We start from the raw sequence: 12375 nt of genomic DNA on the forward strand, positions 1-12375 counted from the left end.
ATGATGGTGGAACTATGAGACGTTCCTTCGCGCGCCGCGCCGCCGTTGCTGGTCTATCCGCCTCTTTTGCTCTTACTTCCAACCTTGGTTTTGCCGCGGAGAAGCCCTCCGAAGCGGCAGCGAAGAAGACCGCGTCCGCTGTCGAGACGCTTGATCTTGAGATGTACTCGCGGATTCGCGATGAGGGCTTCAACCACTCGCGGGTCATGGAGTATGCCGGTGCGCTGTTCGACGACATCGGGCCGCGGCTTACAGGCTCGCCGGCCATGGCGCGTGCGAACGAGTGGACGCGACAGCAGTTGCAGGCGATGGGTTGCGCGAACGCGCATCTCGAAAGCTGGGGCGAGTTCGGTATGGCGTGGACGCAGATCGGCGCGAGTCTGCAGATGGTGAAGCCGGGGCCAGCAGTGTTTCTGGCGCAGGCCACACCGTGGTCTCCCGCGACGGCGGGAGCGATGACGGTGGACGTGATCGCTGTGCCCGGGCTGAAAGCTGAAAGCGAGCTTGCTGCGTGGAAGGGCAAGCTGAAGGGCAAGGCCATTCTGTACGGTCAGGCGCAGGAGAATCCGGATGTGGACCCGGACAAGGTTCCCAAGATGGAACATGACGATGCGGAGAAGCTCGCCAAGTTCGCGCAGTATCCGCTGAATGGCGACATGCACGAGCAATATGTGCTGCCCACCAACCAGCCCGATCTCTTTCGCAAGTACTTCGCTCAGAATGCCTTCAAGGAGAAGGTTGCGAAGTTCTTCGCGGACGAGGGCGCGGTAGCCGTGCTGGTACCTAGCGGCTCGGGCGGCGTATTGCATGACGACACGAACTCCTCCATGGGATGGTTCGTCTACCGGCCCGAGCACAAGCAGGCAATTCCGGAGGAGGTTATCGCCGACGAAGCCTGGAACCGCATGAGCCGCCTGCTTGGGCACAAGGTGCCGGTTAGCGTAAACATTGCGATTGCGACACAGTTCGGCGACGAGCATGCCCAGGGCTACGACACCATCGCGGAGATTCCCGGCACAGACCCGCAGTTGAAGGATGAGGTCGTAATGGTCGGCGGCCATCTCGATAGCTGGATTGCCGGCACGGGTGCAACTGACAACGGCGCAGGCGCGATCGCGGCCATGGAGGCCATGCGCATCCTGAACGCACTGCACGTCAAGCCGCGGCGCACCATCCGGATTGCGCTGTGGAGCGGCGAGGAGGAGGGTATCTTCGGCTCGTTAGGCTACGTGGCGAACCACTTCGCCACCTTCCACTACTCCGGCGCCAAGGAAGACGAGGATGTGCCGCTGTTCCTGCAAGCCATGACAGCGCCGCCGACGCTGAAGCCGGAAGCCGCTAAACTCGATGCCTACTTCAACCTGGACAACGGTACAGGCAAGTTGTTGGGCATCTACACAGAGGGCAATGTCGGGATCGGGGCGATCTTTCAGCAGTGGATGGAGCCGCTGAAGGATCTCGGGATGACGACGGTGAGCGCGCGCAACACGGGCTCTACCGACCATGTGCCGTTTCAGATGGCGGGCCTGCCGGGGTTCCAGTTCATCCAGGACCCACGCGACTATGACAGCCGCACGCACCACAGCAATCTCGATACGTACGATCACCTGAGTGAACCGGACCTGAAACAGGAGGCCGTGGTGGAGGCGATCTTTCTCTACAACGCGGCCATGCGCGACGCGATGCTGCCAAGGCCGGAACTCCCTTTCAGCGGCGCGAGCAAACCGCTGGAAGGTTTGTACCCAGACGCTGCGAAATAGTGCACCTTCACGAATAGTGTGATGTGTGGATGAACCACTACAGAATTGTCATCTCGACCGAAGCATGATGGTTTTATCATCATGCGGAGTGGAGAGACCTGCAGGTTGCCTGCGCAGGTGATAGTGCCGTGCAGGCAACCTGCAGGTCTCTTAGGCCATGTATTACGTGTCGATTCCCGTATCGGTCTTATTAGCCTGACGCACAATTCTGCTCTGTCACTTTCTTGATGGAAAACAAGGATGCATCGAGACCGGATCGGAATGGACCTGGAACCTCTGGAACAGGCCCGCCAAAGCCGCTTAAGACATAGTCGCTATCCAACACGCGGTGACAAGGTTATGACAAACCTGTGACAACTGATCGATTCCACTATGGTCTTCTAGGACGGCTCAAGACTGAAATGCAAACCGATTACACCTTGCCACTCATTAAGACATCTGGATTAAGGACGGCGCTATTCCTGGTGGCTACGGGTATTTTTTTATACCTGCGAACTTGTGTGCTTCCGGGTATACCAATGGCAGCGCAGAATGATGCGGTGTTTTTCTTTGAGCATGCGAAACGCATTTTAATGGGCCAGGTCCCCTTTCGCGATTTCTTTGTTTTTGTAATGCCGGGAACGGACCTCTTGTATGCCGGGCTATTTCGATTATTTGGCATTCATGCCTGGCTTGTTTTGGCCATCGTCATTCTGCTTGGTCTCTCGCTCACGGCAGTCCTCTTACAAATTTCGAAGCGACTCTTGAGCGGAAATCTCGTATTTCTACCGGCTACCCTGTTTCTTATATTTGATTTTGACAATGCGCGCGATGCGACACATCACTGGTATAGCACCTTGCTGGTAATGCTGGCTGTGCTCACGCTGCTGCGCGGCAGGACATACAGCAAAATTCTATCCGCGGGTGCTCTATGCGGCGTCGCTACGATATTTACTCAGACACAAGGCTTTCTTGGCTTTGTGGCTATCGCCACATTCATCATCTGGATGCTTCGGACCGAACGTCAGTCAAAGTTCTTATTAATAAAGGCACTAGTTGTATTAACCGTTCCATTTATCGTTATAGTTGGTGGAACTCTCGGCTATTATGCGCACTTGGCAGGCATTCGCACTTTGGTCTATGCGTTATGGGAATATCCCCGCCCCTTCACAGCCACACAATATTCTTATCCACTTTTGGGACTCGGGTCTCAGCCTGGATTCATTGATTTCTTTCATAGGGTCTCTTTTTCTTGCCTGTATCTATTCGTACCTCTTGTATATATCTTTTGTTTCCATCGATTATTTCGTCAAAAACATCATATGAATCCGCGTCACTGGGAAGCTGTACTGCTAATTAGCTTGGCTGGCTCGGCGCTTCTCGTTACCGTAGCACTAGGTCCGTCTTCCCACCGGCTATGCATGGTTGCTCCCCCAGCCATGATTGCGTTTGTCTGGTATTTCAGCGGGGTCGGGGCAATCGAGCGAAAGATACAAAGCACGCTCTGGTGGTTGTCGATCGCTTTATTTCTCTACCTGCCAATTCGATTACAGCTACTGCCGCGAAACTATCTTGATCTTCCGACTGGTAGGACTGCCTTTCTGTCACCGGAACAATATGCCGTGGACCGTTGGCTAGCAGAGCACACTCGTGCCAATGACTATTTCTTCGGATTAACGCCTGCGTCTTTTGCAGTCGCATTGCGAAATCCTACCCCGTTGGATCTCATCCTTCCCACAAAGATGACAACTCCTGCACAGGAGGAAGCAGTTATCCGATCGCTTCAACAATATCCTTCGACCCTCATCTTTCTACGGCACGAAGAAGCATTCGACGATAATGCTCGTTTGCAAGAATTTACCGTCTTTATACATAGTCATTACCATCTGGCAAAAGCATTTCCCTCCGGGGAATTTTGGCAAGTAAACCAATGATGACGCTCGCAAAGGTGCGCGTCGAGATCGAAGAACGACAAAGGGCGCGCCATAGTGGCGCGCCCTTTATGTCGAAGATAGTACAAACTACATCTCTTTGACGCCATCGACGAACGCCTTGAGCTTGCGCGAGCGCGACGGATGACGCAGCTTGCGGAGAGCCTTGGCCTCTATCTGGCGAATGCGCTCGCGAGTGACCTGGAAGCTCTGTCCAACCTCTTCCAGCGTGTGCTCGCTGCCGTCCTCGAGTCCGAAGCGCATCTTGATCACGCGCTCTTCCCGCGGGGTCAGCGTGCGCAGCACCTGAGAGGTGTACTCCTTCAGGTTGACCGAGATCACAGCGTCGCTCGGGCTGACGGCCATGCGGTCTTCGATGAAGTCGCCAAGATGCGAATCTTCCTCTTCGCCGATCGGAGTCTCCAGTGAGATGGGCTCCTGCGCGATCTTGAGGACCTTGCGGACCTTCGCGACAGGAATATCCATGCGCTTGGCGATCTCTTCCGACGACGCCTCGCGGCCCAGCTCCTGCACCAGCTGACGCGAGGTGCGGATGAGCTTGTTGATCGTCTCGATCATGTGCACCGGAATACGAATGGTGCGAGCCTGATCGGCGATGGCGCGAGTAATGGCCTGACGAATCCACCAGGTAGCGTACGTCGAGAACTTATAGCCACGGCGATACTCGAACTTATCCACGGCCTTCATCAGGCCGATGTTGCCCTCTTGAATCAGGTCGAGGAACTGCAGGCCGCGGTTGGTGTATTTCTTCGCGATGGAGACGACGAGACGAAGGTTGGCTTCGATCAGCTCACGCTTAGCCTTCTCCGCGTCCATGTCGCCCTGGATCATCTCGCGCTGCGTGCGCTTCAGATCGTCGAGTGAGATACCCGAGTCGGTTTCCACGCGCTGCAGATCCACGCGGCAGTTCTTCTGCTGGCGCTTGTATTCCTTCTTGAGCTCTTCAGAGCGCGAGGCGTCGAACTTCGCCTCGAGCGAACGAATCTGACGCTCCAGCGTGCGCATGGAGTCGACTGTCTTGTTGACCTTGTCGAGCAGCCGCTTCTTTTCGCCGTTGGTGTACTTCAGCTCGCGGACGATCCGGTTGACGAATACATGCTCGCGGCCCATGAGCCAGCGGCTCTTGCGCTTGTCCTTCTCCTTGGCCTTCGCGTCCTTGCCATGCGGCTCTGCGACGCGGATGGCATGGTCGGCGGCTTTCTTCTGGTGCTTGATCAACTCGTCGATGCGGGCGACAGTCTGCTTCACGCGCGCGGCGAGAATCTCTTCCGTCAGCTCTTCTTCGTCGAATACGACGACTTCCTTGATGTTGCGGACGCCGCGCTTGAGGTCTTCACCGAGGCCGGTGATCTCGCGAATGACGATCGGCGAGCGCGAGATGGCCTTCATCACGCGCATCTGGCCGCGCTCGATGCGCTTCGCAATCTCGACCTCACCCTCGCGAGTGAGCAGGGGAACGGTACCCATCTCGCGCAGGTACATGCGGACGGGGTCGTTGGTCTTCTCCAGCGTGCCGGGCGAGAGATCGAGTTCGACATCGTCGCCTTCTTCGCCGGACTCGTTGTCGTGCTCTTCGGCTGCGCGTTCGCTGGCCGCACGACGGCCCTCACCCGAGAGCACTTCAATGCCCTGGGTGTTGATGGTGGTCATCAAATCATCGAGCTCGTCGGGCGACGTGATGTCGCCGGGCAGCAGGTCGTTGACTTCGCCGTAGGTGAGGTAACCCTTCTCCTTGCCGGTGTCGATGATGCGGTCTACGTCTTCTTCGTACTTATCGATTTCGTCAGCCACGTTGGGCGCTCCTGGGGGGTCTCGGCGCGGGTTGGCGCGAGAAAATATTTAGAGGAAAAGAACGCGCTCGTGAGTGCGGCGCGGAGGTCTCCCTGGGTTGTGTCGGATCACTGGGACGGGGGTGCGGTCAAGGCCGCGGGCGCAGGCGGAAGACACTCAGGGCTTGAGGCTTCGGCAACTCAAAGGCGCACGTCTCCAGTGAAACATAGTGTACCACTCCTTTAGACGCGAATCCTAGTGGGAAAGATGCAGAGGAGGACCGTCGCTCCTACCCGCCCGCAGCTAGCTGCGGGCGGTGAAGATGGAAGCCCCCTGATCCGGTGTGCTGACCGTATTGCGGAACATGCTGAAGAGCTCGCGGCCCACCCCGAACTGCGACTCCGCAAGGTCCTCGTGGATGGGGGAGCGAGCGTCCCACTCCGCCGGATCCACCAACACATTGAGCTCGTTGGTATTGGCGTCGATCCGCAGGCGATCGCCATCGCGCAACTTGGCGATCGGGCCTCCTTCGGCGGCTTCGGGAGTGAGATGAATTGCCGCAAGCACGTCACCCGAAGCCCCGGAGAGTCGGCCATCGGTGACCAGCGCCACCTTAAATCCATGACTCTGAACGGCTTGCAGCGGCGGCAGAAGCTTGTGCAACTCCGGCATGCCATTGGCACGCGGACCCTGGAAGCGCACGACAACGATGATGTCCCGGTGCAGCTCCCCCGCGAGAAACGCCCCCTGCATCTCCTCCTGGCTATGGAAGGTCCGGACGACACCCTCGATCGTGTGCCGGTCTTCCGCAATCGCCGAAGTCTTGACGATGGCTTTGCCAAGATTGCCCTGAAGTACGCCCAGACCGCCATGGTGTTCAAATGGTTCGATTACCGGACGGAGGATCTTCGTCTCTCCGCTACTAGCCACACCCTCACGCCAGGTAAGTTCGCCCTCCGCGTCCAGAAAAGGTTCCTGGGTATAACGGTCAAGCCCCGTCCCCATGATGGTCTTTACGTCAGAATGCAACAGCCCAGCGCCGAGCAGTTCGCGGATCAGAAAACCCATCCCACCAGCAGCGTGGAAGTGGTTCACATCAGCCTTGCCGTTCGGATAGACCCGAACCAGCAGGGGCGTAACCTCAGCAAGCGCGGCGAAATCAGCCCACTCCAGCTTGATGCCCGCAGCGGCAGCCATCGCGATCATGTGCATAGTGTGGTTCGTTGAACCGCCCGTGGCGAGCAGTCCAATGAGGCCATTAACGAACACCCGCTCGTCGAGCATCGTGCCCACGGGAGTGTATTCCGAACCAAAGGCGGTAAGGGCCAGCGTACGATGCACGGCGGCCCGGGTGAGCGCATCACGCAGCGGTGTATTCGCGTTCACGAACGAGGAGCCGGGCAGATGCAGGCCCATGATCTCCATCATCATCTGGTTGGTGTTGGCGGTCCCGTAGAAAGTACAGGTGCCGGGGCTATGGTACGAGGCAGCCTCCGCTTCCAGCAGCTCTGCTCGAGTCACCTGGCCCTCGGCGTAGCGCTGCCGCAGGTACTTGCGGTCTTCGTTCGAGAACCCGGACGTCATGGGTCCACTGGGTAGAAAGACCGTCGGAAGGTGCCCGAAGGAGAGCGCGCCGATCACAAGGCCCGGGACGATCTTGTCGCAGATGCCGAGACACACAACCGCATCGAAGGTCTGGTGCGAGAGCGCAACCGCGGTCGAAAGCGCAATAACATCGCGCGAAAAGAGCGAGAGCTCCATGCCGGTCTCGCCCTGGGTAATGCCGTCGCACATGGCGGGAACGCCGCCGGCAACCTGCGCCACCCCGCCGGCCTCGCGTGCGGCTGCACGAATGAGCTCGGGGAACCGCTCATAGGGCTGATGCGCGGAGAGCATGTCGTTGTAGGCCGTGATGATGGCGATATTGCCTGCGCCGCCCTGGCGCAGCACGGCCTTGTCATGTGAGGTGCAGGCCGCAAACCCATGGGCCTGATTGGCGCAGCCACGGGCTTCACGATGCGGTGCGGTGCGGATAGAGGCCGAGAGAGCTTCGAGATAACGGGAACGGGTAGGTTGGCTACGTTCTACGATGCGGCGGGTAACTTCGGCGACGCGGTGGTTCACATCCATGGTGCGGACACCTGATTCGAAACGAGAGTGCGGGAAAAGAGGCAGGTCATGGGCGAAGTATATCCGATAATCGGACGTATTTTGCTTTCGCAACTTCTATCAAAAAGATGACCAGACCTTCCTGAGTCAAAGGACTCTAGTCTTTAGGAGGAGAAATCGAGCATCGGCCCGCGCTCACGGAGGGGCTCGCCGGGTACACCGGACTGGCAGCTAGGGCAGAGACGTCCTTTGATGTCGAGCCCGTTGCAGCCATAGTCGTGGGAGCAAAGACCGCAGCGCAGATGGTAGATGCTCTGGTTCGCGCGCGAGGTGGAACGCGCGCCTGTAGCGGCGATGACCTTCTGCTGGTTCGGGTTCAGAAAACCGGGAGCGGTGGTCTGGGAGAGTGAGGGAGAGGCGGAGGAGCGGCCGCGATGCGGCGGGGCCGTAAGCTTCATCGTGAGACTGCCTCCAGCGGCTTTGCAAAGATCAGATCGCAGCACACCTGTGTGCCGACTGTGAAGGTGCGTGTTCCGGCTTCACTGAAGCCGTTGCGCCGGTAGAAACCAATGGCGCGCTCGTTGCCTGCGTGTGTTCCCAGCAGCAGACGTGTGCGCCCTAGCTCACGGGCATCGGCAATGGCCGCATCCAGGAGTGCCTGCGCTGTCCGGATGCCCGGATGGCCTTCTACTGGTGTCGCCGACGAGCGAAATCGCGAAAACAGATAGATACGTTTGAGTTCGATGTCGGTGGGCAGCACGTCGAAGCTGGGAAGGTCGGGTGCGCTGAGCATCGCATAGCCCACGGGTACATCCACACCGGTGACCGCCAGCGTGATGCGCGTATCAGGCTTGGCAAGGTACGCGGCATACGCCTCAGGCGTATGGTTCTTCGCACAGTGGGCAACGATGTCTGCTCCCGGCAGCATCCAGGTGAAAGCTTCTAGAAACGTAGCGGCGCCGACGAGCGCAAGTACCGCGGCATCGGTTGCAGTGGCTCGGCGGAGGGTGACGGGTTCGATTGAGGGCGGCGCACTGGGGAGAAAAGAATCGGTGGTGGCTTTTACAGACATAGAAACTCTCGCAGACCTAATGGTAAAGAAACTCTAGCAACTCAAATGGTAATAGGACAGCGCGGAGAGGATAACGTTGAAGCTGTATCGAACGAAGGAGTTGTGTTGAAGAGTGCACAGGAAAAGGACGCGGAGTATGCCCAAATCGCCGAGGGCTTTGCGGGCGATGAAAGCGTGTCGAAAGAGTTGCGTGCCTTGGCCGACGATCCTCGGGTAACGGTGCGACGCGCTGGCGCTCCGGCGAAGGGCAAGTGCGTCGTCTACTGGATGCAGCGTGCGCAGCGCGGGCGCGACAATCATGCACTCGATAAGGCCGTTGAAGTTGCGAACACGCTGGGATTGCCCTGCGTGGCGTACTTCGCGGGAATCCGGAACTTTCCTCATGCCAATCTGAGGCACTATGTGTTTCTCAACCAGGGACTGCCGGATATCGAAGAAGACTGCGCGGAACGCGGTGTAGGGTTCGTAATGCGGCGGGCTCCGCAGGAAGATCACGAGCGCTTTTTTGCGGATGTCCATGCCGCTATGGTGATTGGCGACGAGAACCCGATGCGCGAGCCGGAGCAGTGGCGCGTACGGCTCGCGAAAAATCTGCAGGTTCCCTTCTGGACGGTAGATGCGGATGTGATTGTGCCGTCGAAGCTGCTGGAGAAGGCACAGTTCAGCGCCGGCGTAGCGCGGCCAAGGCTGTATCGCGCGTTGCCGGAGTTCCTGCACCCTTATGAAAATCCACGTGCAGAGAAGGTGTGGCGCAAACCGCGTGGTCTTCACGTCGACGATGTGCGCAAGGATATGACCCGTGATTGGCAGGACTTTGATCGCACAGTTCAGCTAGTTGCTGCGTGGCAGGGTGGGCATCGTGCTGCGATGAAGCGGCTGCACATCTTCTGCGGCAAGATGCTGGAGACCTATGACCGTGACCGCAACCATCCCGAGCTCGATGGATCGAGCAAAATGAGCCCCTACCTGCACTTCGGGCATATCGGGCCGCTGACGATTGCCCTCGCGCTGAATGCGCAGGTGAAGCGAGACCCAAAGCTAAGCGCCGCACGGGATAGTTACTTTAACGAATTGATCGTGTGGCGCGAACTGGCAGTAAACTTCGTGCGCTATCAGCCGGAGTACGACTCGCCGGCATGCGCGGACAACTGGGCCAAAGCAACGATCGCCGAGCATGATCGCGATGAGCGCGAGGTGCTCTACACACTTGCACAACTCGAGGGCGCACGTACCCACGACGAGTTATGGAACGCAGCGCAGTTACAGATGGTCCGCTATGGATGGATGCATAACTACCTCCGTATGTACTGGGCCAAGAAGATCCTGGAGTGGACGCGCAATACTGCGACTGCGATGAAATGGGCGATCTATCTGAACGATCGCTACTTTCTGGATGGGCGTGATCCCAATGGATATGCGGGCGTAGCCTGGGCTGTGCTGGGTAAGTTCGATCGCGCGTGGGGTGAGCGGCCAGTGTTCGGCAAGCGCCGTTATATGTCAGGCGCAAGCACCAGCAGGAAGTTCGACGCACAAAAATACATAGAGCAGATGAACGCACTACCGAAGTAGGGATAACTCCCCATACCGCATCTCTTGCCGAAACCCGCTCAACTACGCAAGAACAGAAAACTGCATTAAGCTGGAGCCATGCGAAGACGATCTCTTGTGGTGGCCCTGATAGGGTTGGCATCTTTGACTGTGCTGGCTCAAACGTCACTCTCTGACACTGCGTCCGAAGCCCATGGCCTGCACGTCGTCTCCGAGATCAAAGGCCTGGACTTCACACTCTATGACAACCCGCTGCCCAGGGCGCCGGGCGCAGTGCAGGACAGGAGCGAATGTGAGAACTATGTGATCCGTCCTGTCTCAGCAGCGGGCAAATTGGTCGCAGCGCACGGCTGGGCTGTGACTGGGGAGGCTGTTCTGGGCACATATCGGGTGGTCAGCTTTGCCGGAAAGTTTGAGGCGGGCACGAGTGCTCACTGCATCGTGGAGCAGGGGAATATTGGAATCTTCAACGGAACAAAACTGGTAGCACTGGCCTATGCTCCGCGGGCTTCCAAGGAGTCGATTGGAAAGATCGTAGCCCTGGATGGTGGTGGCCTGCGTGTCTGGAGCGGCGATATCCTGAGTGCCCCGGTCGGCGATATCCAGGGGTTGCAGGGCGATCTGCGTTTGGGCGCTCTCGCTACGGAAGACTCCTTCTGCCACGGCAAAGTGCTGGTTCCCAATATCTATGATCTGCCGATCGACAAGGCCCGCAAGATACTGATCGGTAAGGGCTGGAAACCTGTGGCGAGCAAGCCTACGTCTGCCCCCGAGATTTCCTCTCGGGAAGTGGGCTTCATTAAACATGGAATTATCGAAGTAGATAGCTGTGCCGGAACGGGCTATGCCTTCTGCGCCTTCAACTACAGAACCCCTGGGGCCCGGCTTTCAGTCACTACGGCTGGAGAGGGTGATGCCGGCAAGGATGCACCGGATGTCGTGGACTACTATGTCGAATGCCACTAAGTCTTTACCAAATTTGTAGATGAGACAGCACTCTCAAAGGAATAAGCTGAAATCATGCGGAGACGGATTCTTGCACTGGCTCTGATGGGGTTGTTTACGATAGAGGCGCGGGCGCAGACGAGTGCGCACGTTGGCTTGGCGACACGTGTGTTTCATCCAACGCAGACGCGCAACTGGCGTGGCGCTGAGCACAAGGAGTTGCGCTGCACCATCTGGTACCCGGCGATCTCCACGGCCATTGAGACAAAGCAGACGATTGGACCGCCGGATGCACCCTTGTTTGAAGCTGGATCGGCTGTGCCTGATGCGCAGTTCGAGCCCGCGCTGCGAAAGTTTCCTCTGGTGCTGCTGTCGCATGGCTCGGGCGGTTCGGCTGAGCAGATGGCGTGGCTCGGCACTGCCTTGGCGCGGGCAGGCTATATTGCGATTGCGGTGGACCATCCGGGAAACAACTCCCGCGAGCCCTATACGGCTGAGGGATTTGTGCTGTGGTGGGAGCGGGCGACTGATCTAAGTGAAGTGCTCGATGGCGTGCTCGCAGACGCTGAGATAGGTCCGCATATCGATCCGGAGCGCGTAGGCTCGGCTGGATTCTCTATCGGCGGCTATACCGCAATGGAGCTGGCTGGTGCGCAGACGGATGTCAGCATCCTCTACGATCTTTGCCGTGAAAGAACCGATAGCAGCCAAAAGCCGGATAAGGGAGCCAAAGACGCGGACACGGCGGCGTGCCACATTCCAGAGATGCGCAATATGGGCAGTCCCCATCAGATGTTGCAGGCCGTGCGCAAGACCAGCGGCGAATCCCTGGCACGGTCTGGCGATTCCTTCCAGGATCCACGGGTTAAGGCAGTCTTCGCGATCGCTCCTGCGATGGGCATGACGTTTACCGACGACAGTCTGCGCGCGATTCGCCTTCCGGTGGAGATGGTTGTAGGCAACGCGGATCCCATTGCGCCGGCTCGCGACAATGACGATTGGATTCGCATGAACGTACGTGGCGCACGGGAGACGATACTGCCGGGCGGCGTGATGCACTATACCTTTCTCGACACCTGTACCCCTGAGGGCAAGACCAGGCTCGGGACCTACTGCGCGGACAACGCGAGCGTAAGCCGAGATGCGGTACATGCGAAGGTGGCAGATATGGCAGTGAAATTTTTCGACAAGTCTTTGAAGTCACATTAACTGAAATAACCCGCGTGTCCATTGGATGGCC

General features: G+C 58.1%; 9 protein-coding genes. 5 read left to right on the forward strand and 4 right to left on the reverse strand.

What is annotated here, in order from left to right:
- The first annotated feature begins 14 nt into the window (after positions 1-14).
- A complete protein-coding gene (locus GSQ91_RS03170; RefSeq protein WP_158819805.1) occupies positions 15-1760 on the forward strand; it encodes a M20/M25/M40 family metallo-hydrolase in 1746 nt (581 codons plus the stop codon).
- 401 nt (positions 1761-2161) lie between these two features.
- Entirely contained in the window at positions 2162-3673 is a 1512-nt protein-coding gene (locus GSQ91_RS03175; protein ID WP_158819806.1) for a hypothetical protein, read from the forward strand.
- A gap of 87 nt (positions 3674-3760) precedes the next feature.
- Here GSQ91_RS03175 and rpoD read toward each other — a convergent pair whose 3' ends face one another.
- From rpoD to GSQ91_RS03195, 4 genes are all read right to left on the reverse strand, one after another.
- Positions 3761-5482, reverse strand: coding sequence for an RNA polymerase sigma factor RpoD (gene rpoD, locus GSQ91_RS03180; RefSeq protein WP_158819807.1), 1722 nt, complete (start codon positions 5480-5482; stop codon positions 3761-3763).
- 282 nt (positions 5483-5764) lie between these two features.
- Positions 5765-7585: a phosphogluconate dehydratase gene (gene edd, locus GSQ91_RS03185; RefSeq protein WP_371417082.1), complete on the reverse strand. Its 1821-nt coding sequence runs from the start codon at positions 7583-7585 to the stop codon at positions 5765-5767.
- A gap of 149 nt (positions 7586-7734) precedes the next feature.
- A complete protein-coding gene (locus tag GSQ91_RS03190; RefSeq protein WP_158819809.1) occupies positions 7735-8028 on the reverse strand; it encodes a hypothetical protein in 294 nt (97 codons plus the stop codon).
- On the reverse strand, positions 8025-8642 hold the full coding sequence (locus GSQ91_RS03195) for an N-acetyltransferase (protein WP_158819810.1): 618 nt from the start codon (positions 8640-8642) through the stop codon (positions 8025-8027). The genes GSQ91_RS03190 and GSQ91_RS03195 overlap by 4 nt, the downstream gene beginning before the upstream one ends.
- Before the next feature lie 102 nt (positions 8643-8744).
- On the opposite strand from GSQ91_RS03195, the gene GSQ91_RS03200 reads away from it, so the two are divergent.
- From GSQ91_RS03200 to GSQ91_RS03210, 3 genes are all read left to right on the forward strand, one after another.
- Entirely contained in the window at positions 8745-10211 is a 1467-nt protein-coding gene (locus GSQ91_RS03200; protein WP_371417077.1) for a deoxyribodipyrimidine photo-lyase, read from the forward strand.
- A gap of 78 nt (positions 10212-10289) precedes the next feature.
- Entirely contained in the window at positions 10290-11156 is an 867-nt protein-coding gene (locus GSQ91_RS03205; protein ID WP_158819812.1) for a hypothetical protein, read from the forward strand.
- A 54-nt stretch (positions 11157-11210) separates the two neighbouring features.
- Positions 11211-12344: a dienelactone hydrolase family protein gene (locus tag GSQ91_RS03210; protein WP_158819813.1), complete on the forward strand. Its 1134-nt coding sequence runs from the start codon at positions 11211-11213 to the stop codon at positions 12342-12344.
- Positions 12345-12375: the final 31 nt, after the last annotated feature.

Origin of the sequence: Granulicella sp. S156 (assembly GCF_009766105.1) — a bacterium.
Taxonomy (GTDB): Bacteria; Acidobacteriota; Terriglobia; order Terriglobales; family Acidobacteriaceae; genus Granulicella.